General features: G+C 71.9%; 27 protein-coding genes. 14 read left to right on the top strand and 13 right to left on the bottom strand.

All coding sequences use genetic code 11. The features are described from left to right. The first annotated feature begins 47 nt into the window (after nucleotides 1-47). Nucleotides 48-968, top strand: coding sequence for a dihydrodipicolinate synthase family protein (locus J3P36_RS08635; RefSeq protein ID WP_210507173.1), 921 nt, complete (start codon nucleotides 48-50; stop codon nucleotides 966-968). A 23-nt stretch (nucleotides 969-991) separates the two neighbouring features. On the opposite strand, the gene J3P36_RS08630 is transcribed toward J3P36_RS08635, so the two are convergent. After that, on the bottom strand, nucleotides 992-1,393 hold the full coding sequence (locus J3P36_RS08630; RefSeq protein WP_210507171.1) for a pyridoxamine 5'-phosphate oxidase family protein: 402 nt from the start codon (nucleotides 1,391-1,393) through the stop codon (nucleotides 992-994). A 223-nt stretch (nucleotides 1,394-1,616) separates the two neighbouring features. On the opposite strand from J3P36_RS08630, the gene J3P36_RS08625 reads away from it, so the two are divergent. Further along, nucleotides 1,617-2,513: an ornithine cyclodeaminase family protein gene (locus tag J3P36_RS08625; RefSeq protein ID WP_307807009.1), complete on the top strand. Its 897-nt coding sequence runs from the start codon at nucleotides 1,617-1,619 to the stop codon at nucleotides 2,511-2,513. Nucleotides 2,514-2,533: 20 nt separating this feature from the next. Here the strand turns inward: J3P36_RS08625 and J3P36_RS08620 are convergent, their stop codons facing one another. Beyond that, a complete protein-coding gene (locus J3P36_RS08620) occupies nucleotides 2,534-4,591 on the bottom strand; it encodes an acyl-CoA dehydrogenase (protein ID WP_307807008.1) in 2,058 nt (685 codons plus the stop codon). Nucleotides 4,592-4,853: 262 nt separating this feature from the next. On the opposite strand from J3P36_RS08620, the gene J3P36_RS08615 reads away from it, so the two are divergent. Beyond that, nucleotides 4,854-5,435, top strand: coding sequence for a hypothetical protein (locus J3P36_RS08615; protein WP_210507168.1), 582 nt, complete (start codon nucleotides 4,854-4,856; stop codon nucleotides 5,433-5,435). 21 nt (nucleotides 5,436-5,456) lie between these two features. Here the strand turns inward: J3P36_RS08615 and J3P36_RS08610 are convergent, their stop codons facing one another. Beyond that, nucleotides 5,457-6,113 carry an SGNH/GDSL hydrolase family protein gene (locus tag J3P36_RS08610; RefSeq protein WP_210507167.1) on the bottom strand — a complete coding sequence of 219 codons (657 nt, stop codon included), beginning with the start codon at nucleotides 6,111-6,113 and terminating at the stop codon, nucleotides 5,457-5,459. A gap of 76 nt (nucleotides 6,114-6,189) precedes the next feature. Here J3P36_RS08610 and J3P36_RS08605 point away from each other — a divergent pair, with 76 nt between their 5' ends. Then, nucleotides 6,190-6,696: a nucleoside deaminase gene (locus tag J3P36_RS08605; RefSeq protein WP_210507166.1), complete on the top strand. Its 507-nt coding sequence runs from the start codon at nucleotides 6,190-6,192 to the stop codon at nucleotides 6,694-6,696. A 21-nt stretch (nucleotides 6,697-6,717) separates the two neighbouring features. Here J3P36_RS08605 and msrB read toward each other — a convergent pair whose 3' ends face one another. Then, entirely contained in the window at nucleotides 6,718-7,119 is a 402-nt protein-coding gene (gene msrB, locus J3P36_RS08600) for a peptide-methionine (R)-S-oxide reductase MsrB (protein ID WP_210507165.1), read from the bottom strand. Nucleotides 7,120-7,213: 94 nt separating this feature from the next. Here msrB and J3P36_RS08595 point away from each other — a divergent pair, with 94 nt between their 5' ends. The 4 genes from J3P36_RS08595 to groL all read left to right on the top strand — a co-directional run bounded on the left by J3P36_RS08595 (nucleotide 7,214) and on the right by groL (nucleotide 10,217). Continuing rightward, nucleotides 7,214-7,507: a DUF3263 domain-containing protein gene (locus J3P36_RS08595; RefSeq protein ID WP_307807007.1), complete on the top strand. Its 294-nt coding sequence runs from the start codon at nucleotides 7,214-7,216 to the stop codon at nucleotides 7,505-7,507. 20 nt (nucleotides 7,508-7,527) lie between these two features. Then, complete coding sequence (locus J3P36_RS08590; protein ID WP_210507164.1) at nucleotides 7,528-8,085, top strand: LytR C-terminal domain-containing protein; 558 nt, start codon at nucleotides 7,528-7,530, stop codon at nucleotides 8,083-8,085. 177 nt (nucleotides 8,086-8,262) lie between these two features. Next, a complete protein-coding gene (locus J3P36_RS08585) occupies nucleotides 8,263-8,466 on the top strand; it encodes a cold-shock protein (RefSeq protein WP_210507162.1) in 204 nt (67 codons plus the stop codon). Nucleotides 8,467-8,597: 131 nt separating this feature from the next. Beyond that, entirely contained in the window at nucleotides 8,598-10,217 is a 1,620-nt protein-coding gene (groL, locus tag J3P36_RS08580) for a chaperonin GroEL (RefSeq protein ID WP_210507159.1), read from the top strand. Between the two features lie 202 nt (nucleotides 10,218-10,419). On the opposite strand, the gene J3P36_RS08575 is transcribed toward groL, so the two are convergent. The 4 genes from J3P36_RS08575 to J3P36_RS08560 all read right to left on the bottom strand — a co-directional run bounded on the left by J3P36_RS08575 (nucleotide 10,420) and on the right by J3P36_RS08560 (nucleotide 13,621). Next, the gene (locus tag J3P36_RS08575) at nucleotides 10,420-10,713 is read right to left on the bottom strand and encodes a WXG100 family type VII secretion target (protein ID WP_210507157.1); all 294 of its coding nucleotides are present in this window, start codon (nucleotides 10,711-10,713) and stop codon (nucleotides 10,420-10,422) included. 58 nt (nucleotides 10,714-10,771) lie between these two features. Continuing rightward, entirely contained in the window at nucleotides 10,772-12,526 is a 1,755-nt protein-coding gene (locus J3P36_RS08570; protein WP_210507155.1) for a HAMP domain-containing sensor histidine kinase, read from the bottom strand. 44 nt (nucleotides 12,527-12,570) lie between these two features. Beyond that, nucleotides 12,571-13,263, bottom strand: a complete 693-nt coding sequence (locus tag J3P36_RS08565; RefSeq protein WP_210507153.1) for a response regulator transcription factor — start codon at nucleotides 13,261-13,263, stop codon at nucleotides 12,571-12,573. Between the two features lie 79 nt (nucleotides 13,264-13,342). Beyond that, nucleotides 13,343-13,621, bottom strand: coding sequence for a hypothetical protein (locus J3P36_RS08560; RefSeq protein WP_210507151.1), 279 nt, complete (start codon nucleotides 13,619-13,621; stop codon nucleotides 13,343-13,345). A 97-nt stretch (nucleotides 13,622-13,718) separates the two neighbouring features. Between J3P36_RS08560 and J3P36_RS08555 the strand changes: the two genes are divergently transcribed. Both J3P36_RS08555 and J3P36_RS08550 read left to right on the top strand, forming a co-directional pair. Continuing rightward, nucleotides 13,719-14,102 carry a cold-shock protein gene (locus J3P36_RS08555; protein ID WP_210507150.1) on the top strand — a complete coding sequence of 128 codons (384 nt, stop codon included), beginning with the start codon at nucleotides 13,719-13,721 and terminating at the stop codon, nucleotides 14,100-14,102. Continuing rightward, nucleotides 14,095-14,769 carry a DUF3027 domain-containing protein gene (locus J3P36_RS08550; RefSeq protein WP_210507149.1) on the top strand — a complete coding sequence of 225 codons (675 nt, stop codon included), beginning with the start codon at nucleotides 14,095-14,097 and terminating at the stop codon, nucleotides 14,767-14,769. Before J3P36_RS08555 ends, J3P36_RS08550 begins: the two co-directional genes overlap by 8 nt. 50 nt (nucleotides 14,770-14,819) lie before the next feature. On the opposite strand, the gene J3P36_RS08545 is transcribed toward J3P36_RS08550, so the two are convergent. After that, nucleotides 14,820-15,053, bottom strand: a complete 234-nt coding sequence (locus tag J3P36_RS08545; RefSeq protein WP_210507148.1) for a DUF2530 domain-containing protein — start codon at nucleotides 15,051-15,053, stop codon at nucleotides 14,820-14,822. Between the two features lie 3 nt (nucleotides 15,054-15,056). Next, nucleotides 15,057-16,169 (bottom strand): phosphoserine transaminase, encoded by a 1,113-nt coding sequence (serC, locus tag J3P36_RS08540; RefSeq protein ID WP_210507147.1) that lies wholly within the window; start codon nucleotides 16,167-16,169, stop codon nucleotides 15,057-15,059. 83 nt (nucleotides 16,170-16,252) lie between these two features. Here serC and J3P36_RS08535 point away from each other — a divergent pair, with 83 nt between their 5' ends. The 4 genes from J3P36_RS08535 (at nucleotide 16,253) to J3P36_RS16790 (ending at nucleotide 19,947) form a co-directional block, all read left to right on the top strand. Beyond that, nucleotides 16,253-16,942, top strand: a complete 690-nt coding sequence (locus tag J3P36_RS08535) for a metal-dependent transcriptional regulator (RefSeq protein WP_210507146.1) — start codon at nucleotides 16,253-16,255, stop codon at nucleotides 16,940-16,942. Nucleotides 16,943-17,178: 236 nt separating this feature from the next. Then, entirely contained in the window at nucleotides 17,179-18,063 is an 885-nt protein-coding gene (locus J3P36_RS16795; protein WP_210507145.1) for a C40 family peptidase, read from the top strand. A 291-nt stretch (nucleotides 18,064-18,354) separates the two neighbouring features. Next, complete coding sequence (locus tag J3P36_RS08525; RefSeq protein ID WP_210507144.1) at nucleotides 18,355-18,852, top strand: HNH endonuclease; 498 nt, start codon at nucleotides 18,355-18,357, stop codon at nucleotides 18,850-18,852. 270 nt (nucleotides 18,853-19,122) lie between these two features. After that, on the top strand, nucleotides 19,123-19,947 hold the full coding sequence (locus J3P36_RS16790; RefSeq protein ID WP_210507143.1) for a CHAP domain-containing protein: 825 nt from the start codon (nucleotides 19,123-19,125) through the stop codon (nucleotides 19,945-19,947). Here the strand turns inward: J3P36_RS16790 and J3P36_RS08515 are convergent. The 3 genes from J3P36_RS08515 to J3P36_RS08505 form a co-directional block, all read right to left on the bottom strand. Beyond that, complete coding sequence (locus J3P36_RS08515) at nucleotides 19,929-20,822, bottom strand: hypothetical protein (protein ID WP_210507142.1); 894 nt, start codon at nucleotides 20,820-20,822, stop codon at nucleotides 19,929-19,931. The two genes, J3P36_RS16790 and J3P36_RS08515, sit on opposite strands and share 19 nt — an antisense overlap. A gap of 363 nt (nucleotides 20,823-21,185) precedes the next feature. After that, nucleotides 21,186-21,413 carry a hypothetical protein gene (locus J3P36_RS08510; RefSeq protein ID WP_210507141.1) on the bottom strand — a complete coding sequence of 76 codons (228 nt, stop codon included), beginning with the start codon at nucleotides 21,411-21,413 and terminating at the stop codon, nucleotides 21,186-21,188. A 5-nt stretch (nucleotides 21,414-21,418) separates the two neighbouring features. Beyond that, the gene (locus J3P36_RS08505; RefSeq protein ID WP_210507140.1) at nucleotides 21,419-21,751 is read right to left on the bottom strand and encodes a hypothetical protein; all 333 of its coding nucleotides are present in this window, start codon (nucleotides 21,749-21,751) and stop codon (nucleotides 21,419-21,421) included. Nucleotides 21,752-21,917 lie beyond the last annotated feature (166 nt).

The following is a 21,917-nucleotide window of genomic DNA, read 5'->3' as shown; positions in this document are numbered from 1 at the left end:
CCCTGGATGCACCCGCTCGCGGTGAACCGGCAACTGGAGAGGCGCTCATGAACGACGACATCCTGACCGGCGTCCTGCCCGTGGCGCCCACGGTCTTCCACGACGACGAGGACCTGGACCTCGAGGGTCAGCGACGCGTCGTCGACTTCCTCAGCGACGCGCGAGCCTCCGGCGTGTGCATCCTCGCCAACTACTCCGAGCAGTTCTCCCTCACGGACGAGGAACGGGCGCAGATCATCGCCGCGACGGTGTCGCAGGCCGATGGGCGGATCCCGGTCGTCGTGACGACCAGCCACTACAGCGCTCGGATCGCCGCTCAGCGCTCGCGGCAGGCACAGGATGCGGGCGCACAGATGGTCATGCTGATGCCGCCGTTCTTCGGCGCGACCATGCGCGTGCCGGAAGCCTCGCTGCTCGAGTACTTCAAGCGGGTGGCCGACGGCCTGTCCATCGACATCATGATCCAGGACGCGCCGATGAGCACCACGCCCCTCTCGGTGGAGACCCTGACCGTGCTCGCGCGCGAGGTGCCGCAGATCCGCTACGCGAAGATCGAGGTCCCGCGCGCGGCGCAGAAGATCCGGAACCTGGTCGCGTCCGCGGGGGACCACCTCCCCGGCGTCTTCGACGGTGAGGAGGGGGTGACCGCCATCCCCGACCTGCACGCCGGGGCCGTCGGCACCATGAGCAGCTGCCTCGTCCCGGAGGTCCTCGGCGACGTGGTCCGGCTCTTCCTCGCCGGCGAGGTCGACCGGGCGACTGCGAGATGGGAGACGGTCCTGCCGCTCATCCACTTCGAGAACCGTCAGGCGGGCCTTGCCGCGGCGAAGGTCGTCCTGCGCGCCGGGGGAGTGATCGCGAGCGACCGGACGCGCGCGCCGTTCGACCCGGTGCCCGAAGCCACTCGCAGGGGCCTCCTCGAGCTCGCGGCGCGCCATCAGCCGCTCGCTCTGACCTGGGCGCGCTGACGGGCGGCTGCGGGCAGGGCGTCCTAGGCCAGCCCCTTGGATCCCATCACCCGGTCGGGGACCACTCGGAGCACCACGCGCTCCGGGTTCGGCTGCAGCTTCCGGTAGCGGACCGCGTAGCGGGAGACGGCGTCCTCGATCTCGGTCGGGTCCTCGCTCACCTCGATGGTGCCCTCCAGCGTCAGCCAGCGGGCGCCGTCCACCTGGCAGACCGCGGCTCGCGAGGCCGCGCCTGAGGTGGTCCGGCGGGCGTTCGCGGCCTTGACGGAGGCTCGGTTCGTCGTGATGCGTGCGACGCCGGCGGCCGCGTCCCAGGTGAACGCGACGGGGACGACGTGAGGCGTGCCGTCGCCCCGCAGGGTGGTCAGCGTGGCGAGGTGCCGCTCGGTCACGAAGGCGATCTGGCCGGGGCTGAGGGAGAGCATCCCTCTCAGGCTATTTCCCGTCGCCGAGGGCGGCGAACCGGAGCCGGGCACCAGCGGGTCCGGCGCCTGCGGCCGTGGACTGGTCCCTCCGCGGGGGGCGCCAATATGCTGGCGCTCCCTATCGGAGGAGCCTGATGGAAGCCGCCCGAGCCGCCGTCGTGGCGCCCGCCACCGTTCCCGCCAGGCTGTGCAGCGGGATCGACCAGGCCCGGGCAGTGAGCGCGTGAGGTTCCTCGACGCGGAGGCGGTCGAGGCACTCGGACCGGCGCGGGCGGTGGCGGCGATCGCCGCCGCACTGCGAGGCGGACTCGACCCCGCGGACGATCCGCGCCGCGTGCCGGTCGGGCTGACCCGCGGCGAGTTCCTGCTCATGCCGTCCGAGGGCTCCACCGCCGCCGGGGTGAAGGTGGTGACCGTCGCTCCGCAGAACCCGGCGCGCGGCCTGCCCCGGATCCAGGCCGCCTACCTCCTGTTCGACAGGGAGACCCTCGCGCTCCGCGCCGTGCTCGACGGGACGGCCCTGACCGCCCTGCGCACTCCCGCCGTCTCGGTCGCCGCGGTGCTGCCGCGACTGCCCGGCCGAGCCCTCCGGGTAGCGGTCGTCGGCGCAGGTCCGCAAGCGGTCGGTCACGTGGCCGCGCTCGCGGCCGTGCGGCCGCTCGAGCGGGCGACGCACCTCGTCCGCGGCCCGGCCCGGACCCGGCTCCACTCGGTGGCGCTCGGCACGGCGGCCGCCGACGACGCCCTCCGGTCCGCCGACGTGGTCGTGTGCGCCACCTCCGCCCGGTCGCCGCTGTTCGACTCGGGGCTGCTGGCGCCCGACCCGGTCGTGATCGCCGTCGGCTCCCACGAGCCGGACGCCCGGGAGCTCGACTCCGCCCTGCTCGCCCGGGCCACAGTGGTCGTCGAGGACGTGGCCACCGCGGTTCGGGAAGCGGGGGACGTCGTGCTGGCCATCGACGAGGGCGCGCTGACCGCCGACGACCTCGTTGCGATGCGGGACGTCGTCACCGGCGAGGTCCCGCTTCCGGACCGCGGCCCGCTCGTCTTCAAGAGCGTCGGCATGTCCTGGCAGGACCTCGTCGTCGCCGAAGCGGTCCTGGAGCAGACGGGCGGCTGACGGCGCAGCGCCGGCTCGGCTCAGCGGGCGGCGAACGTCGCGCGGGCCTCGTCCTGCCGGCGTCCCTCCGCGTCCGACGCGATCGGCGCGCGCAGGTGTCCCTGCTCGTAGCCGAACGCGTCGACGATCCCGACCGCGTACGGGCGGAGCGCGGCGAGGAGGCCGTCGAGCGTCGCCGTCACCGCGCGTGCGCGCTGCGCGCTGAGAACGCCGCGGACGAGGTACCAGGCGAGGTCGCGCTCGATCATGTCCAGCGCGAACACGTCGCGGAGCTGCGCGAGCAGCTCGCGGGTCGGCTCGTGCTCGACCCCCGCGATGCCGCGGGTGAAGGCCTGCCACTGGCGCAGGCGCGAGTAGGCGCGGGCCGTCTCGATGAGCTCGTGCTGGCTGCGGCCCACCAGAGCCGCCGCCTCGGCGGGGGCGAGCTTTCCCGCGGGCCGGAGCCGGGCAGCGAGCTCGGCGACGGCGATCTCGACCCGGCTCGAGAGCAGGCGCTCCTGGACCTCGGGATCGCGCAGCGAGCGGGCGGACCCGGTGGCGCCGCGGTCGGCGATCCGCTGCGACAGGGCGGTCAGCCCCGCCGCCGCGAGGGCACCGCCGCCGATGCTCTTCGCCAGCGTCCCCGCGACGGTGACCGGGGAGGCTCCCTTGAACTTCTTGGCGTAGTCCGCGAGTAGCCGCTTGCCGACGAGCTGGAGCAGCACGGTGTTGTCGCCCTCGAACGTGGCGTACACGTCGAGGTCCGAGCGCAGCTGGCCGAAGCGGTTCTCGGCGAGGTAGCCGGCGCCGCCGCAGGCCTCGCGGCACTCCTGCACTGTGTCCAGAGCGAGCCAGGTGGCCTCCGCCTTCGCCGCCGCGGCGAACGTCTCCAGGTCCTGCCGGGTCTCGTCGGTGTCGCGGGCCCCGCTGAACACCTCGTGGAAGGCGAGCAGCAGCTCGTCCTGCGTGAACGTGGCCGCGTAGGCGGCCGCGACGCGGGGGAGGAGCCGCCGCTGGTGGCGCTGGTAGTCGAGCAGCACCTGCTCCTCGCCGCCGGCGCCCGGGAACTGCCGCCGCTGGTCGCCGTACCGGACCGCGATCTGCAGCGCGACCTTGGCGCCCGCGACGGCGGAGCCGGCGAGGGAGACGCGGCCCTGCACGAGTGTGCCGAGCATCGTGAAGAAGCGGCGGCCCTGGCTGGCGATCGGGGACGAGTAGGTGCCGTCGGGCGCGACGTCCCCGTAGCGGTTGAGGAGGTTGGTCCGCGGGATGCGGACCGACGAGAAGTGGAGGCGGCCGTTGTCGACGCCGTTGAGGCCCGCCTTCGGCCCGTCGTCCTCACCGCCGACGCCCGGGAGGAAGTTCCCGTCCTCGTCGCGGATGGGCACGTAGAAGGCGTGCACTCCGTGGCGCTCGCCGCGCGTCTCGAGCTGGGCGAAGACCACGGCGGCCTTGGCGTCGACCGCGGCGTTGCCGAGGTAGTCCTTCCACGCTCCCCGGAACGGGGTGTGCAGGACGAACTCCTCGGTGTCCGGGTCGTAGGTGGCCGTCGTGGCGATGGAGGCGACGTCGGAGCCGTGGCCGGTCTCGGTCATCGCGAAGCTGCCGAGCACGCGCAGCTCGACGGCGTCGTCGAGGAAGCGCTCGTGGTGGGTGGCCGTGCCGAGGTGGAGGATCGCGGCCGTGAACAGGCCCCACTGCACTCCGGCCTTGATCTGCAGGGACGGGTCGGCGGTGACGATCTCCTCGAAGGCGACCAGGTTGCCGCCGGCGTCGTTGCTGCCGCCGTGCTCGGACGGGAACGGCAGGCGGGGGGCTCCGGAGCGGAGCAGCGCGTGCAGCCGCTCCGTCACGAGGGCGCGGCGCTCGGCGAGCGGGAGCTCCTCGCGGTAGTGCAGCTCGGGGTCGAGCATGCGGCGGCGCGCGTCGAGCCGGATGTCCTTCCAGCTGCCGAGCAGCAGGTCCGCGACGGCCTCGAAGTCCGGGACGTCCGGTGACGCCGCACCGGCGGTCGCGACCTCCGGCGCTGCCGCCTCCAGGCCGCTCGGCTCCTCGAACTCGGTCGTGAACGTGTCCGCTGTGGACTGCTCGTTGCTCACCACGCCTCCCTGCGCTTCGGTCTGCGGGATGCTAGCCCCGGGCTGCGGATGGCCTCATCTTCTTGTGAGACAACCGCGACCGCGGACCCTCTTCGAGCCGCTCGGCATTGCAGAAACCGCACAAACCGCGCCGCGAAGGTGGACAGGGGGCGTCCCCGGGCGCGTCGGCGCCCCCGCGTCCAGGCCCCTTGGAGCAGAGGGCGGAACACTCCGGACCATCGAGCCGACCCGGGCTCGGCCCACCCGAAGCAGGAGTTCAGCGATGTCCACCAACACCACCACCCTCGTCCGCAGCCTCCACGACCTCGGCCTCGCGTCCTGGTTCGGCGGCACCCTCATGGGCGCGATCGGCCTCAACGGCGGCGCCGCCGCAGCGCGCGACCCGCAGGAGCGGACCCGGATCTCGAGCGCAGGCTGGGGGAAGTGGTCTCCCGTGCTGATCGCGTCGATGGCCGCGCACGCGGTCGGCAGCGTAGGGATGCTCCTCAGCGACAAGCAGCGACTGCTCGTGCAGCCCGAGGGCCGGCGCAGCGCGGCGATCAAGACGGCCATCACGCTGGCAGCAGCGGGCGCGTCGGCCTTCTCCGGTGCGCTCGGGAAGGTGCAGGCCGAGCACCAGGACGAAGGCGGTGCCGGGCCGACGGAGCCGTTCGGCACCACCTCGACCGAGATGAGCACCGCACAGCGGCAGCAGAAGTGGGTGCAGTGGGTGTCGCCGGCGCTCACGGCTGTGCTGATCGTGCTCGCCGCCCAGCAGGGGGAGCAGCAGCGGCGGACCAGCCCCGCGGTCGCGGTTCCGCTGCTCGAGCGGGTGTCGGGGCTGCTGCCCTCTCGGCGCCGCTAGCGGACCGGCGCGCCGGCCGGCTCAGGGCCGGCGCGCCACAACCCGGGATCGTTCCGCCTCGCCCCGGCCGAGCACCCACTCGGCGATGCCGGTCGCGATCTTGGCCCCGCCGTGCGCCGACGGCTCGATCGGGTTGGCGTAGTCGGCGTCCTCGGTGCAGAGCAGCCGCAGGTCGAGGAGCGTGACGCCGCGGCGGAACGCTGCCCGGGTGATCGCGTCGTTGAAGACGGCGAGCCCGGTGCGGATGACCGCGTGGCTCGGCGATGACGGCGGGGTGTCGTAGATGGTGCAGACCGCCGTGGGAAGCCCGAGTGCGGTGACGCCGTCGAGCATGTCCTCGTAGCTGCGGGCGAAGGCGTCCTGCGCCCCCTTCAGCAGGACGAGCCCCTCGGCCACCGAGGAGGCGGGCGAGTCGAGGACGTGCGCGAACCCCAGGGCGTCGTTGCCGCCCACACTCACGACGAGGTGCGTGGCGTCCGCCGGAAGGCCGCGCAGCTGCCGCCGCACTCCCGACGTGACGTCCCCGTCGACTGCGAGCAGCGTCGCCCGCCAGCCCTCCGGCAGGATCTCCCGCACCTGGGCCACGACGTCGGGATCTCGCCCGACGTACACCTTGTTGTCGAAGATCGAGTCGCCGAGGAGCACGACGTGGCCGGGGGCGGGCGGTGCGGTGGACATGGCCGCCACGGTACGCGGACGCCCTGTCCGCTGCGCCGGGCTGGCGCGGGAGGCGCACCGCGGGCAGGATCGAGCGATGGAGCAGGAGACGCCGACGGAGGACCCGACGCTCACCGAGGACGATCGCGCGCTGCTCAGGGCGGCCATCCACGCATCCGCCCGCGCCCGGGCCCGGGGCAACCACCCGTTCGGCGCCGTGCTGGCCGACGACCGCGGCACCGTGGTGCTGGAGGCGGAGAACACCGTCGTCACCGAGGACGACTGCACCGGCCACGCGGAGACGAACCTCGTGCGCCTCGCGTGGAAGCGGTTCGGCGCCGCGGCGCTCGCCGACTTCTCCCTCTATACGAGCTGCGAGCCGTGCGCGATGTGCTCAGGTGCGATCTACTGGTCGGGCATCGGACGCGTGGTCTACGCGATGAGCGAGTCGCAGCTCGCCGAGCTGACGGGCGACGACCCGGAGAATCCGACGATGTCGCTGCCGAGCGCGGTCGTGCTCGGCAGTGGACAGCGGGACGTCATCGTCCAGGGGCCCGCCCTCGCGGACGAGGCGTCCGCGGTCCACGCCGACTTCTGGCGCTGACCGCGGAGGCCTCGTGGGAGGTCAGTCCTTCTGCTCGAACTCCAGGGAGAGCGAGTTCATGCAGTAGCGGTCGCCGGTCGGCGTCTGCGGGGCGTCGTCGAAGAGGTGGCCGAGGTGCGAGCCGCAGGTCGCGCAGCGGATCTCGGTGCGGACCATGCCGTACGTCACGTCGCGGTGCAGCTCGACCGCGTCGGGGCTGATCGGCTCGAAGAAGCTCGGCCAGCCGGAGCCGGACTCGAACTTGGTGGTGCTGCGGAACAGGTCGGCGCCGCACGCCTTGCAGACGAACACGCCATCGCGCTTCTCATCGAGCAGCGCACCGGTCCAGGCGCGCTCCGTGCCGGCCTCGCGCAGGACCTTGTACTCGCTCGGGGTGAGCTCCTTGCGCCACTCGTCGTCGGTCTTCGTCACCTTGTAGGTCATGTCGTCCTCCTCGGATCCGGGGGCACGCCTGTCGCTCCCGTCCGCAGGAGCAAACCCTCCCTAGGATGACCGTATTCCGGGAGGGGAGGGGTCTGTGGAGCCGGTTCCCTCCGAGCGGAACGACCAGCCCGGCGCCGCCCTCGGCGAGCGGGACGTGGCGATCCTCGCGTTCGAGCGGACGTGGTGGCGTCACGCCGGAGCCAAGGAGGAAGCCATCCGCGAGGAGTTCGGCCTCTCCGCCGCCCGGTACTACCAGCTGCTCGGCGCGCTGATCGACTCGCCGGCCGCTCTAGCGCACGATCCCATGCTGGTGAAGCGCCTGCAGCGACTGCGGGACGCCCGCGTCGCCCGCCGCGCCACGCGGATGAACCTCCGCCGCACCCCCTGACCTCGAGCACCTCCGGAGCCATGGCCAAGTACCCGCCCGACCGGTTCGACCGGCCGCCCGCCGACCTGCAGCGCGTCGGTGCGCACCGTGCGCCCCGCCCGGGCCGGGGCTGGCTCACGTTCGCGTGGGCGGCGCTCGCCACCGCCGCGCTGATCGGCGTGGGCGTCTTCGCCATGTTCCTCATCAACGACCGGGTGTCGTTCTCGAACCCCTTCGGCGGCGGCGACCCCCAGCCCTCCGTGACCGCCGAGCCGACGGCGGTGCCGACGGTCGAGCCGACGCTCGATCCGGCGGTGAACGTCATCGTCCTGAACGGCACCACGATCTCCGGACTCGCCGGGCAGGTCGGCGACTCCCTCGAGGGCCAGGGGTGGACGGTCGGCGCGCGCAGCAACGCGAGCACCCAGGACGTGCAGACGTCGGCGATCTACTACGGCGACGCGTCGCAGGAGGGGGCGGCGCGGGGGCTGTCCGCGGCGCTCGGCGGCATGCCGATCCAGCTCTCCGACCAGTTCGTGGTCGAGGGCGAGAGCAGGATCACGGTCGTGCTCGGCGCGGACTACGCGCCGCCCGCCTGACCCGCGCCGGGGCCTCCGGGAGGCCTCCAGTGTTTCCGTCTCGTTTAATCTCCGTTCCGGAACGGCTTCTACGCCCGTTCCGAGCCGAAACGTCGCCGATCAGACGGTTGCCTCTCGTTACTATTCCCCCGGGTCGTCCACCCGGCCGGTCCGGAACACAGCACCTCAGGAGTAGAGATGGCGCGAGGGACCGTCAAGTGGTTCAACGCTGAGAAGGGGTTCGGCTTCATCACTGTCGATGAAGGCGGACAGGACGTGTTCGTCCACTACTCGGCGATCGACATGCAGGGCTACAAGTCGCTGGAGGAGGGGCAGGCGGTGACCTTCGAGGTCGGCGCCGGCCAGAAGGGTCCGCAGGCGGAATCCGTCCGCCTCGCCTGACCTTCCCGTCGTCCCTCCCGGACGCCCCGGTCGTCTTGCACTCGCCGGGGTCGACTGCCAAGATGAATTAGCACTCGGATTCTGAGAGTGCCAAGCATTTCGCCCAGTACGTCCGGGAGGGACGACAACACATGGCAAAGATCATTGCCTTCAATGAGGACGCCCGTCGCGGCCTCGAGCGTGGCCTGAACACGCTCGCCGACGCGGTCAAGGTCACGCTCGGCCCCCGCGGTCGCAACGTCGTGCTCGAGAAGAAGTGGGGCGCCCCCACCATCACGAACGACGGTGTCTCCATCGCCAAGGAGATCGAGCTCGACGACCCGTACGAGAAGATCGGCGCGGAGCTCGTCAAGGAGGTCGCCAAGAAGACCGACGACGTCGCGGGTGACGGCACCACCACGGCCACCGTGCTCGCGCAGGCGCTGGTCCGCGAGGGCCTCCGCAACGTCGCCGCCGGCGCCGACCCCATCGCCCTGAAGAAGGGCATCGAGAAGGCCGTCGAGGCCGTCTCGAAGGCGCTCGTCGCCGACGCCAAGGAGATCGAGACCAAGGACGAGATCGCCGCCACGGCGTCCATCTCGGCTGCGGACAAGGAGATCGGCGCGATCATCGCCGAGGCGATCGACAAGGTCGGCAAGGAGGGCGTCGTCACCGTCGAGGAGTCGAACACCTTCGGCACCGAGCTCGAGCTGACCGAGGGCATGCGCTTCGACAAGGGCTACCTGTCGGCGTACTTCGTCACGGACCCGGAGCGCCAGGAGGCCGTCTTCGAGGACCCGTACATCCTCATCGTCAACTCGAAGATCTCCGCGATCAAGGACCTGCTCCCGATCGTCGACAAGGTCATCCAGACCGGCAAGCAGCTCCTCATCATCGCGGAGGACGTCGACGGCGAGGCTCTCGCGACCCTCGTGGTCAACAAGATCCGCGGCATCTTCAAGTCCGTCGCCGTCAAGGCGCCGGGCTTCGGCGACCGCCGCAAGGCCCAGCTGCAGGACATCGCGATCCTCACCGGCGGCCAGGTCATCTCCGAGGAGGTCGGTCTCAAGCTCGAGAACGTCACCCTCGACCTGCTCGGCCAGGCCCGCAAGGTCGTCATCACGAAGGACGAGACGACCATCGTCGACGGTGCCGGCGACGCCGAGCAGATCGCCGGCCGCGTGGCCCAGATCCGCTCCGAGATCGAGAACACCGACAGCGACTACGACCGCGAGAAGCTCCAGGAGCGTCTCGCCAAGCTGGCCGGCGGCGTCGCCGTCATCAAGGCCGGCGCGGCGACCGAGGTCGAGCTGAAGGAGCGCAAGCACCGCATCGAGGACGCCGTCCGCAACGCGAAGGCCGCCGTCGAGGAGGGCATCGTCGCCGGTGGTGGCGTCGCCCTCATCCAGGCCGGCGCGAAGGCGTTCGAGTCCCTCGAGCTCACGGGCGACGAGGCGACCGGCGCGAACATCGTCAAGGTCGCGATCGACGCTCCGCTCAAGCAGATCGCCTTCAACGCGGGCCTCGAGCCCGGCGTCGTGGCCGAGAAGGTCCGCTCGCTCCCGCAGGGTCACGGCCTCAACGCCGCGACCGGCGAGTACGGCGACCTCTTCGCCCAGGGCATCATCGACCCGGCCAAGGTGACGCGCTCCGCGCTCGTCAACGCCGCGTCGATCGCCGGCCTGTTCCTCACCACCGAGGCGGTCGTCGCCGACAAGCCGGAGAAGAACCCGGCCCCGGTCGCCGACCCGACGGGCGGCATGGACTTCTGAGTCCGAGCTCCAGTACGCCGAGGGCGGTCCCGTTTCGGGGCCGCCCTTCGGCGTTTCTGGGCGGTGGCGCGCTGGGCGGGGGACGCCGAGCGCACCCCCGATCCGCCGAATGCGCCCTGGGGCACCGAGTGCACCCTGGGCCCAGGGTGCACTCGGTGCCTCAGGGCGCGCTCGATGCGGTGACGGCGCGCTCGACGCGACATCACCGGATGCCGAACATGCGGGCGTTCGACTCCTCGACCTCGAGGTACTGGCGGCCCGCGGCGCCCAGCGCCTCGTTGATGGCGACGAGGGACTCCTCGACCCGCTGCTGGGTGGCCTGCCACTCGGTGACGACGCCCTGGAAGGCGACGGCGGCGCTGCCTCCCCAGCTGTCCTGCAGCGCGTGCAGCTGTGCCAGCAGGGCGGCGACGTCCGCCTGCACGCGGGGGATGGTGGCGCTGACGGCGGACTGGGCGGCGAAGACCGCCTCGCTGTCGACGGTGAATCTCGGCATGGTGCTCCTCCCGTGGTGAGGAGCCGAACCTAGGCCGCCCGCGCGGCCCGCCGCGCGGTCACTCCTCGTCGGCGGAGTCGTCCTCGTCCGACGGCTTGGGGAGGAGCGGCAGCTTCACGCGGAAGGTGGCGCCGCCGCCCGGCGTCTCGTCGACCTCCACGGTGCCCTTGTGGGCCGCGACGATGGCGGACACGATCGCGAGGCCCAGGCCGCTGCCGCCCGTGTCGCGGGTGCGCGAGCTGTCCGCCCGCCAGAAGCGCTGGAAGATCTTCTCCCGCACCTGCGGTGGGATGCCCTCGCCGTGGTCGACGATCTCGACGATCGCCGTCGAGGTCTCCGCGTCGGTGCGGACGACGATCTCGATCGGGGTGTCGGGCGCGGTAAATCGCGTGGCGTTGCCGAGCAGGTTCGTCAGCACCTGCCGGATCTTGTTCTCCTCGCCGAGCACCACGGCGGGCGGACCCGGGCGCGACGTCGGGCTCTCGTCGGCGACGAGGATCACCGGCATCGCGCCGTTGCTGCGGCGTCGGAGGCGCGCGAGCTGGGCGCGCGAGAAGGCGAGCGGGCCGGTCGTCGCGGCGGGGCGCGCGAGCCGGGGGAGCCGCCGGCTCCGCTGGCGTCCCTCGCCGTTCTCGCCCGCGCCGCTCGGCACGGTCTCCGGCACCCCGTCGAGGGACTCATCGTCGCCGTCGCCCGGCGGCTCGAGGTCGGCGTCGTCAGCAGGCGGCGCGCCGTCCTGGTCGGTGACGACGGTGACGACGCGGCCCTGCGAGGACGCCATCGTGTCGAGGGCCGCATCCTTCGCCAGGGGGAGCAGGGCGACCGGCGCGAGGCGCAGAGGCTTGGTCTCGTCGAGCCGCGCGAGCTCGAGCAGGTCCTGCACGAGCCCGCTCATCCGGATCGCCTCGCGCTCGATGCGGTCCATCGCCTGCGCGACCTCCTCGGGGCTCTGCAGGGCGCCCATCCGGTACAGCTCGGCGTAGCCGCGGAGGGAGACGAGCGGGGTCCGCAGCTCGTGGCTGGCGTCGCCGACGAAGCGGCGCATCTGCTCGATGGTGCGTGCGCGGTCGCTGAAGGCGCGGTCGATGCGGCTGAGCATGGTGTTGAGTGACCGGTTGAGGCGCCCGACCTCCGTGTTCGGGGTCGCGCCGCCGAGCCGCTGGCTGAAGTCGCCGTCCGCGATCTCGGCCGCGGTCTTCTCCACCTGCCGCAGGGGCCCGAACGCGCTCGTCACGAGCAGCCGGGTGAGGACCGCCCCGAGCACGACGACGACGATCCCGAACAGCAGGAACAGCGTGAACATGCGGGCGATCGCCTTGTTCGTGCTGTCGAGGGGGAGCCCGATGATGAGCGAGTAGTACTGGTTGCTGCCGAGCATCGAGCCGGGGATGGCGAGGACGCGCCACTCGCTCGTGTGGTCCTCGTTGCGGACCGTGAAGGGGATGCCCGCGTTCTCGAGGGTGAACGAGCGCGTGATCGCGGACGTGTCGGGCGCGTCCTCGGCGGCGCGCCACTGCTCGTTGGCCTCGATGACCTCACCGGAGCGGTCGACGGCGGCGAGCACGTAGTCGGTCGGCGTGCCGGTGCCGCCGCCCCACAGCGTCGACTCGTCGCTGATGCTGAACGTCTCCGGCAGGCCGTTCGCCGCGGCCCGGATCTGGCTGTCCACCTCGTCGAAGAGGAAATTCCGCATCACGGTCATGGTGCCGAGCCCGGTGACGAGCAGCCCGAACGTGAGCAACAGCACGGTGACGCCGGTGATCTTGGTGCGCAGCGAGATGCTGTTCCACCACTCCACCAGCGACTCGTGCACGGTGGTCGAGTGTAGGGAGCGCGACAGGGAGGATGCCGTGCGACTCAGGACTTGGCGGCCTTGAGCATGTAGCCGAAGCCGCGCTTGGTCTGGATGATCGGCTCCGACGAGTACTGGTCGAGCTTGCGGCGCAGATAGGAGATGTAGGACTCCACGATGCCCGCGTCGCCGTTGAAGTCGTACTCCCAGACGTGGTCGAGGATCTGCGCCTTCGACAGCACCCGGTTCGGGTTCAGCATCAGGTAGCGCAGCAGCTTGAACTCGGTCGGGCTCAGCTCGACCGACTGGGTGCCGATCGTCACCTCGTGCGTGTCCTGGTCCATCGTCAGATCGCCGGCGCGGATGATCGCGTCCTCCTCCGCGTGCATCGTGCGGCGGAGGATCGCCTTGATGCGCGCGACGATCTCGTCGAGGCTGAACGGCTTGGTGACGTAGTCGTCGCCGCCCACCGTGAGGCCGGTGATCTTGTCCTCGGTGTCGTCCTTGGCGGTGAGGAACAGGATGGGCGAGGTGTAGCCCGACGAGCGCAGCCGCTTCGTGACGCCGAACCCGTTCATGTCGGGCAGCATCACGTCGAGGATGATGAGGTCGGGCTCCTCCTCGAGGACGGCGGAGATGGCGGCGGCGCCGTTCCCGACCGCCCGGACGGCGAACCCGGCGAAGCGCAGGCTCGTCGTGAGCAGGTCGCGGATGTTCGGCTCGTCGTCGACGATGAGGATGCGGGGACCATCGGCCATGCGGACATTCTCCTGCGGATGGGCTGAAGGTATCCTGGGAGTCTCCGGAGCGGAATCGATGCGCCGGTGGAGCCGTTCCCTACGAGTCGGCGCGAGCGCGTCGTGAGCGCTTCACGGCGTTGAGGACGATGAGCGCGATTATCAGCAGGAACCCGATCGGGAAGCCGACGAGGGGCAGCGCGACCACGACGGGCCAGATGCCCGAGCCGTCGACCACCCCCGCGTAGTTGCCGATCAGCACCGCGACGAACGCGACCACCGAGACCCCGACCACCGTCGCCGTCATGGCGGCGAGCACGCGCTCGACTCGGGAGATTCCTGACCGCTCCTGCGGTCGCTCGCCGCTCGCTCGTGACATATGCCCAGGATATGGGCGTCCGGCTTCCCGGCCCGTGGGGCCCGAGTCGGCACCGCCGTAGAATCGGAGCCGTTCCATCCGAGAGAAGGCGAGCGACATGCCCACCGGCAAGGTGAAATTCTTCGACGAAGCGAAGGGTTTCGGATTCATCAGCTCCGACGACGGGCAGGAAGTGTTCCTGCACGCCTCGGCCCTGCCCGCGGGAGTGACGTCCGTGAAGCCCGGGACCAAGCTCGAGTTCGGAGTCGTCGACGGCAAGCGGGGCATGCAGGCCCTGTCGGCTCGCGTCATCCAGGCGCCGCCGAGCCTCGCGAAGGCCGCGCGCAAGCCGGCCGACGACATGGCGATCATCGTCGAGGACCTCGTGAAGCTCCTCGACGGCGTCGGCGCCAACCTCAAGCGGGGCCGCTACCCCGACGGCCAGCACGGCAAGAAGATCGCCGCGGTGCTGCGCAAGGTCGCGGACGACCTGGATGCGTGACGCCACCGCGGTCGACGCCGCGGTCGTCGAGGCGGCGCGCGCCGCGCTGCTCGAGACCACGTCCGAGGACACGGTCGGCGAGCTGCGGGGGCTCGGGGAGCCGTCGGATGGCGTGATCGACGTCCACTTCGCGAACACGATGCCCGGCTATCCGGGCTGGACGTGGTCCGTCTCCGTGTCGACCGCCGACGGCGTCGAGCATCCGTCCGTCCTCGAGCTCGGCCTGCTGCCGGGGGAGGACTCGCTGGTCGCGCCCGAGTGGGTGCCCTGGTCGGATCGTCTCGCCGAGTACCGCGCCGCCCAGGAGGCGAAGGACGCCGAGGGGCTCGACGCGTCGGACGACGAGTCCGAGGACGAGCTCGTCGAGGAGGAGGACCTGCTCGGCGACGAGGAGGACGAGCTCGACGGGGTCGACTTCGAGGAGGCCGCGGCGGGCGGCGCCGGCGACGACGACGAGGATGACGCCGACCTCGAGGACGAGGACGAGGACGACACCGACCTCGACGACCTCGACGACGAGGACGACGACGAACTCGACGACGACGAGGACGACGACCTCGAGGACGACTTCGACGACGAGGGCGACGACCTCGGCGACGAGGGCGACCTCCGGCAGGCCGGCGAGGGGCCGGACCAGGACGACACCGAGGAGGACGGCGTCCGCTGACCCCGTCCGCCCGGGCCTCGCGGCTCAGCGGGGGAGTCGGCGGTGGCGGATCAGTCGCGTCGGAGCTTCCGGCTCCGCACCTCGGCGTAGGCGAGCAGGGCGACGCCCACGACGACTCCCGTGATGCACGTCCACAGGGGGTCGCCGCTCGGACCGAGGACCAGGATCGTCCCGGCGAGGCCGGCGATCCACAGTCCGAGTCCGGTGAGGATGGCCGTGCGGTCGTCCGTCGTCACCGGCTCCGGGTCGGGCCGGCGCTCGGAGTCGCGCAGGTAGATGCGCATGGCTCAGAGGCGCTCGAGGACGTAGTCGACGCTCGCCGTCAGCGCCCGGACGTCGTCCGGCTCGATCGCGACGAACGTCGCCACCCGCAGCTGATTGCGGCCGAGCTTCCGGTACGGCTCCACGTCGACGATGCCGTTCTCGCGCAGCGTCTTGGCGAGGGCCGCGGCGTCCACCGACTCGTCGAAGTCGATGGTGACGACCACCTGAGAGCGGTCCTCCGGGTCCGCGACGAACGGGGTCGCCGTCTCCGTGCGGTCCGCCCAGTCGTAGAGGATGTCGGACGACTCGCGGGTGCGCGCGTCCGCCCAGGCGAGGCCGCCGTTGTCGCGGATCCAGTCCACCTGGTCGGCGAGCATGAGGAGGGTCGCGACCGCGGGGGTGTTGAGGGTCTGGTCGAGCCGGGAGTTGTCGACCGCGTTCTTCAGGCTAAGGAACTCGGGGATCCACCGGTCGCTCGCCGCGATGCGCTCCACACGCTCGATGGCGGCGGGGGAGAAGACGGCGAGCCACAGGCCGCCGTCCGAGGCGAAGTTCTTCTGCGGGGCGAAGTAGTAGACGTCGTACTCGTTCGCGTCGACCGCGATGCCGCCCGCGGCGCTCGTCGCGTCGACGACGGTGAGCGCGCCCTCGTCGCCCGACACCCGGCGGACGGGGGCCATCACGCCCGTGCTCGTCTCGTTGTGCGGCCACGCGTAGACGTCGACGCCCGCCACCGGCTCCGGCCGGCTGCGGGTGCCGGGCTCCGCCTTGCGCACGTCGGGGGTCTCGAGGAAGGGGGCCGCGGCCGCCTTCGCGAACTTCGCGCCGAACTCGCCGAACGTCAGGTTCTGGCTGCGGCGCTCGAGCAGCGAGAACGCGGCGGCGTCCCAGAAGGCGGTGGAGCCGCCGTTGCCGAGCACGATCTCGTAGCCCTCGGGCACGGAGAACAGGTCGGCGAGTCCCTCGCGCACGCGGCCCACCAGCCGCTTGACCGGCTTCTGCCGGTGCGAGGTGCCGAGGAGTGCCGCGCCCTCCTCGCCGAGCGCCGCGAGCTGGGCGGGGCGCACCTTGGACGGGCCGCAGCCGAAGCGGCCGTCGGCGGGAAGGAGTTCAGCGGGGATCGTCACGGCAACCATGATCGACCAGCCTATTGGCGGTGCCAGGAGGGAGCCCGCGCCCCGGCTAAACTCGGAGGTCGAGCGTGCGTACTGGAGGCTTCGTGACCGATCTCGTCGACACCACGGAGATGTATCTGCGCACCATCCTCGATCTGGAGGAGGAGGACATCGTCCCCCTCCGCGCCCGCATCTCCGAGCGGCTCGGTCACTCCGGTCCCACGGTGTCGCAGACGGTCGCCCGAATGGAGCGCGACGGCCTCGTCGTCGTGTCCGGCGACCGGCACCTCGAGCTGACGCCGGGCGGGCGGCTGAAGGCGCTGCACGTCATGCGCAAGCACCGCCTCGCCGAGCGGCTGCTCAGCGACGTCATCGGGCTCGAGTGGGAGTTCGTGCACGAGGAGGCGTGCCGCTGGGAGCACGTGATGAGCGAGCAGGTCGAGCAGAAGCTGATCGACATGCTCGGCAACCCGACCGAGTCCCCGTACGGCAACCCGATCCCGAGCCTCGACGACGTCGACAAGTCGCCGTCGCTCGCGTTCCTCGACGGGGTGCAGAACATCGTCGACTTCGCCCGCGCGGGGGGCGGGACGCAGGCCGTCGTCCGCCGGCTCGGCGAGCCGGTGCAGTTCGATCCGGAGCTCCTGCTGCGGCTCAAGCAGGCCGGTATCCTGCCCGGCGCGACGGCGACCGTCGAGCCCGCGGGGCACTACGTGCGGGTGCGCGGGGACGGCGCCGAACAGGCCCTCGAGCTGCCCGTCGAGGTGGCCGTCCACATCTTCGTCGGGACCTGAAAAAGTTACCGATTTGTTGTTCTGCAGGCGTGTGAACGTGACATAGCGACCCTCCTCACGTAGCCTGCTAGTCGCCCGACGACCAGACAGGCCGGTCGACGGGCCGGGAATCGCGGCGTCTCTCCATCCGTCTCGCGGTATTCCTGTGCACGGCTGACAACGTGTGGACGGGTGTCCGGGGAACCGGACATGGGGCGCAGGAGGTTCTCTTGGCCCTATCGAGTGACCGCTCTCCCGTGAGCGACCCGACACCCGATTCCGCGACCGCAGTGATGCGCCGTGGGTCGTCTTCGACCCCGGCCGCCGCACTCCCCACCCGCCGCTCGGTGCGGCCCGTCCGTCCCGCGAACCGTCGCGCGTCGGCGTCCCGCCCCGCGACCAGCGGCCACCACCGCCACCGCGCGGCGCGTGCCCGCGGCATCCTCAACATCGTCGTGATGACCTTCGCGATGGGGCTGGTGGCGACGATCGCCATCCCGTCCTATGCGTTCAACCCGGTCGCCGCGTCGCAGCCCGCGTTCGCCGCGTCCGAGGCGCAGGAGCTCAAGGTCGACTCGTCGCAGACCGTCGAGGTCTCCGACGAGGCCGCTCAGACCGCGGTGACCCGTGACGCCTACACCGCCACGAGCATGGACGAGATCCTCGCCTCCCGCGCCGCCGCCGAGGCGGCACGCGAGGCGGAGGAGCTGCGCGCCCAGCTGGCCGCCCAGTACAACTCCTACTCGGGCCCCACCGCGACGGAGTACGCCGCGCAGTCGAAGGCCGCGCCGCCGCCCAGCGGAGCGCTGGGGAGCATCGTCGCCACCGCGCGCCAGTACATCGGTGTTCCCTACGTGTACGGCGGCTCGACGCCGTCCGGGTTCGACTGCTCGGGCCTCGTGATGTTCGTCTACGCCCAGCACGGCATCTCGCTCGCCCACTCGGTGCGCAGCCAGTCGGTGTCCGGCACGGTCATCTCCGCCGCGGAGGCGCAGCCGGGCGACCTGGTGGTGCTGAGCGACCTCAGCCACGACGGCATCTACACCGGCAACGGCAACATCCTGCACGCCCCGTACCCCGGTGCGGCGGTGCGCGAGCAGCCGATCTGGACCAGCAGCGTCTTCTACGTCCGCATCGGCTGACGCCGCGGGGATGCCGGGCCCGCGCTGAGCTTTCTCGGCGCGGGCATGCGCTACCCTGACCTCACGTCACCGAGAGGACGGCAGCCGTGCCCCTGAGTCGCAGCCCCCGCACCATGGGGGTCTGCGCGCTCGCGGGACACTGGCACGCCAGCCGGATACAGAGCTGCGGCCTGTCCGCGACTCGGGAAGAAGGGCGCCGTCGTTAGACGGTGCCCTTTTTCGCATCCTGCGCCCTCTCGAACGGCGGATCGGGTGCCTGCAAGCCGTGCAGGCCGTCTCGAGAGGATGCAGATGCGCACTCTGGTGCTGAACGCGGGGTACGAGCCGCTGGCTGTCGTCTCCTTCAAGCGCGCCCTCGTGCTGGTGATGGGCGGCAAGGCGACAGTGGTGGTGTCGGATCAGGAGCACCCGATCGTGGGCTCCTCCGGCGCGTGGGATCGTCCCAGCGTGATCCTTCTCACGCGGTACGTCCGGATCCCGGCAGCCCGCCGGGTTCCCGTGTCGCGCCGCGGAGTGCTCCGGCGTGACGGCTCCCGCTGCGGCTACTGCGGCCGCGCCGCGACCACGGTCGACCACGTGCTGCCCCGGTCCCGCGGAGGCGCCGACTCGTGGGAGAACCTCGTCGCCTGCTGCCTCGCGTGCAACAACGTGAAGGGAGACCGCACGCCGGCCGAGATGGGGTGGCGGCTGCGCGTTCCGCTGCGCCCGCCGCACGGCGCCTCGTGGGCGGTCCGCGGTGCCGAGCGCCCCTCGCCGGACTGGTCCGAGTTCCTGGCTCCCGCCGCCTGACGCGGTTCGCGGCGCCCGACCCCGCGGCTGGAACGACCTGTCCACTGCGCCTCCCGGTCGGGGGACACGCGTTACCGTTCCGTGACAGATTCCTGATCGTCGCGTACGGTGGATCAGTCGCCGGCCGCGGGTCGGCGTCGGGGGAATCGTGTGGGCAAGACGGGGGTGCGATTGATCGAGCCGGGAATCCAGCAGGGAAACGGCACTGCTGTCTCCACTGACGTCGTCCCTGTCCTGCCTCGACGCCGCGACCTGCGCGCACCCGCTTCCGTGCCGCGCGCCCGCCGCGGCGCCACCGGAAACCGCCGCACGGGCTCCTTCGGGGAGCGCCGCGCCGGCGCGATCGGTGAGCACCGCCCGTCCGCGCGGCCGACGGCCCCGCTCGTTCCCGCGGGCGCCCCGAAGCGCCGCGGCTGGAGCGCCCTCATCACCGTCCTCGTCGTGCCGGGGCTCTTCGCGACCGCCGGCCTCCCCGCGTACGCGTCGGGGGTGGAGCCGGAGGTGCAGTCCGCTTCCGCTCGAGCGAGCGGCCAGTCCTTCGTCGTCTCCGCCGAGGCGGCCGCCGCCGCAATCGCGCGCGACGGACTCACCGCGACCTCCGAGGAGGAGATGCAGGCCCGTCGCGCCGATCCGCGCCGGGCGGCACGGCTGAGCGCCTACGCCGCATCGGGCGCCCTCGAGATGGGCGACGACTACCCGTGGTTCTACCAGGCCGCGGACTACGAGGGAGGCGGCCTCTCGCCCCTCGGCTACTACTACCGGGAGTGCGTCGACTTCGTCGCGTGGCGGCTCAACCGCGACGCCGGAACGACGCAGGCACCGTTCAAGTGGACCTGGTCGAAGATGACCCCTCGCGGCGGTGACGCGTCGCAGTGGGCGATGAACTGGAAGGCGAACGGCTGGGAGACCGGCCAGCAGCCGGTGGCCGGCTCGGTCGCCTGGTTCGCGGGCAACCACGTGGCGTATGTCAAGGAGGTCCTCGACGACGGGCGAGTGCTCATCGAGGAGTACAACCACAAGATGCAGCACAAGTACGGTCAGCGGATCCTCGACCGCTCCGACATCGCGCTGTTCCTCTACGCTCCGCCGGCCTGATCCACGTCCGGGTCCCCGGCGCCGTGGTGGCGCAGTCGCCGCGAGCGACGGCGCCAGAGGAGGGCCGCCGGCGCCGCGACCGCCGCGCAGGCGAGCAGCTCCAGCACCAGCGCCGCGGCGGAGCTGCCGAGCAGGCCGGACGTGACGGCGGTGACGAGCTCGAAGAGGATGTGCGCGGCAAGCGTGCCGACGACGGCTGCCACCAGCGCGCGGCGGCCGGCGAAGACGGCGGCGCCGACGAGCGCACCCCAGACCGGGTGGGCGATCGGCGCGAGCAGTGCCTGCTGGACGGTGACGGCGCCCTCGAGAAGGGTCGCGGGCGGCATCCCGGGCGGCAGCGGCGTTCCCGCCAGGGCGTTGATGGCCTGCAGCACGGCGGTGAGTGAGCCGAACGCGGCGTAGCCCGCGCCGAGCGCGCCGCCGAGGAACAGCCCGGATCGCGGGGTCGCGAGCGTGCGCCGGCCGATGACCCGGACGGCGGCGGCGACCGCGGCGGCCTCCGCGACGGCAGGCAGGATCGGGGCCAGCGCGCGCAGCGCCGCCGGAGCTCCGGCGGGCAGGGCCGACATCCCGAAGGTGGCGGCGGTGAGCGCGGCGAGCAGGCTGCCGAAGAGCATGGCGCGCAGCAGGACGACGGTGGTGATCCGGTCGCGTAGCCACAGCCGGCGGCCCGACTCGACGACGACCGCCGTCGGCACGAGGTAGGCGCCGAGCAGCGCCCACGCGATCGGGACGGCGGCGCCGGTCGACCACGTCGACGCGAAGCCGAGGTAGAGCCACAGCGCAGCCCCGACGACCAGGGCGGGCCGGACGAGCGACCGCCGTGTCGGAGGCAGTGCGCTGCCGCGTGCGGACGCGCCGATGGTCGCGGACATGATTCCCCCTGGATCCGCCGCGAGCGCCCCCGCGCATCCGGTGCGAGCGGATCTCCCTACATTCCTAGGGCCTCGCGCCCCCGCGTTCACGCCCCAGAACGGGCGGGACCCGGGAGGGGGCCGCGCCGTTCCGCCGTTTCTCGGCCATCGGTCACGAGGGGAGGATCCGGTCCAGCATCCACCGAGGCATGCTCACCAGGCACCGGAGCGGCTCAGCAGGCACGCCGAGCCCGGCTGCTCCTGCTCGATGTCGTCTGCACCTGCTGAACCAGGGTTCGACGTGACCCGGCGACGCCACCGGGCGCCCCGGGGCGACGAGAGCTCCGCGCGCCGCGCCGTGATCGCGTCAGCGTTCGATCGGGATCAGCGACCGGGCCAGCGGCGACGCTTCGAGCCCTTGCCCTTGTCGTCCGGGCCGCCCAGCTGCTTGTTGATCGCCGCGCGGGCCTTCTCGATCGGATCCGCGTACTTGTTGTGCGTCAGCCTGTTGCCGGCGCCCGCGAGTCCGTCGGCGGCCTTGCGGGCGACCGCGCGGCCCTGCTCGGTCTGCAGCGCCCGCTGCGCGAGCTTCAGGTAGTTGTTCAGCGGCATGGCACTCACCTCGGCTGTGCGGGATTGGTCGGGTCGCCGTGCGACGGCGGGTTGATCGGCGGGCCGCTCGTCGCGGGGGACACCGGCGATCCGCCCGCCGCGCCGCCGAGCTCCGGGAGCCGGTCGGGCACGGAGCCCGACGGCTCGGCACCTCCGCGGAGGGCGTCGAGCCGGTGCTCCAGCACCTGCAGGACCGGCAGCCGGTTCCCGTGTGCGCGCTCGTAGTCGAGCAGCTGGCCCACCTGATCCTCCGTGAGAGCGGAGATGTGGGATGCCAGGTTCCCCACCGGCAGGTGGTCGTAGTCGGGCAATGGCAGTTGGTCGTGCTCGGTGCTCACGTCGCCTCCTCCAGATCGCGTTCCACGCTAACAACGCGACCTGTGCGGTCTCAGGGGGTTGCGCCCGCGCCGCAGGGAGGCAAGGTCGCGCGGCCGCTGCGCGACGCGCCGGTCCCTGGACGCGACCCTGCGGGCAGGTCGCCCCCGTACCCGGCAGCGACCTGTC

Source organism: Naasia sp. SYSU D00057, from assembly GCF_017916505.1.
In the GTDB taxonomy this organism is placed as follows: Bacteria; Actinomycetota; Actinomycetes; order Actinomycetales; family Microbacteriaceae; genus Naasia.
The sequence above is the reverse complement of the archived record's forward strand: the minus strand, read 5'-3'. Positions and strand labels throughout refer to the sequence as shown.

What these genes read in the sequence shown, in the direction of transcription:
- J3P36_RS08515 (WP_210507142.1), bottom strand. Translation starts at nt 20,822, where the DNA reads ATGTCCGCGACCATCGGCGCGTCCGCACGCGGCAGCGCACTGCCTCCG.
- J3P36_RS08590 (WP_210507164.1), top strand. Translation starts at nt 7,528, where the DNA reads ATGGCCAAGTACCCGCCCGACCGGTTCGACCGGCCGCCCGCCGACCTG.
- J3P36_RS08545 (WP_210507148.1), bottom strand. Translation starts at nt 15,053, where the DNA reads ATGCGCATCTACCTGCGCGACTCCGAGCGCCGGCCCGACCCGGAGCCG.
- msrB (WP_210507165.1), bottom strand. Translation starts at nt 7,119, where the DNA reads ATGACCTACAAGGTGACGAAGACCGACGACGAGTGGCGCAAGGAGCTC.
- J3P36_RS08630 (WP_210507171.1), bottom strand. Translation starts at nt 1,393, where the DNA reads ATGCTCTCCCTCAGCCCCGGCCAGATCGCCTTCGTGACCGAGCGGCAC.
- J3P36_RS08585 (WP_210507162.1), top strand. Translation starts at nt 8,263, where the DNA reads ATGGCGCGAGGGACCGTCAAGTGGTTCAACGCTGAGAAGGGGTTCGGC.
- J3P36_RS08615 (WP_210507168.1), top strand. Translation starts at nt 4,854, where the DNA reads ATGTCCACCAACACCACCACCCTCGTCCGCAGCCTCCACGACCTCGGC.
- serC (WP_210507147.1), bottom strand. Translation starts at nt 16,169, where the DNA reads ATGGTTGCCGTGACGATCCCCGCTGAACTCCTTCCCGCCGACGGCCGC.
- J3P36_RS08555 (WP_210507150.1), top strand. Translation starts at nt 13,719, where the DNA reads ATGCCCACCGGCAAGGTGAAATTCTTCGACGAAGCGAAGGGTTTCGGA.
- J3P36_RS08565 (WP_210507153.1), bottom strand. Translation starts at nt 13,263, where the DNA reads ATGGCCGATGGTCCCCGCATCCTCATCGTCGACGACGAGCCGAACATC.
- J3P36_RS08575 (WP_210507157.1), bottom strand. Translation starts at nt 10,713, where the DNA reads ATGCCGAGATTCACCGTCGACAGCGAGGCGGTCTTCGCCGCCCAGTCC.
- J3P36_RS08605 (WP_210507166.1), top strand. Translation starts at nt 6,190, where the DNA reads ATGGAGCAGGAGACGCCGACGGAGGACCCGACGCTCACCGAGGACGAT.
- groL (WP_210507159.1), top strand. Translation starts at nt 8,598, where the DNA reads ATGGCAAAGATCATTGCCTTCAATGAGGACGCCCGTCGCGGCCTCGAG.
- J3P36_RS08510 (WP_210507141.1), bottom strand. Translation starts at nt 21,413, where the DNA reads ATGCCGCTGAACAACTACCTGAAGCTCGCGCAGCGGGCGCTGCAGACC.
- J3P36_RS08550 (WP_210507149.1), top strand. Translation starts at nt 14,095, where the DNA reads ATGCGTGACGCCACCGCGGTCGACGCCGCGGTCGTCGAGGCGGCGCGC.
- J3P36_RS08560 (WP_210507151.1), bottom strand. Translation starts at nt 13,621, where the DNA reads ATGTCACGAGCGAGCGGCGAGCGACCGCAGGAGCGGTCAGGAATCTCC.
- J3P36_RS08525 (WP_210507144.1), top strand. Translation starts at nt 18,355, where the DNA reads ATGCGCACTCTGGTGCTGAACGCGGGGTACGAGCCGCTGGCTGTCGTC.
- J3P36_RS08635 (WP_210507173.1), top strand. Translation starts at nt 48, where the DNA reads ATGAACGACGACATCCTGACCGGCGTCCTGCCCGTGGCGCCCACGGTC.
- J3P36_RS08610 (WP_210507167.1), bottom strand. Translation starts at nt 6,113, where the DNA reads ATGTCCACCGCACCGCCCGCCCCCGGCCACGTCGTGCTCCTCGGCGAC.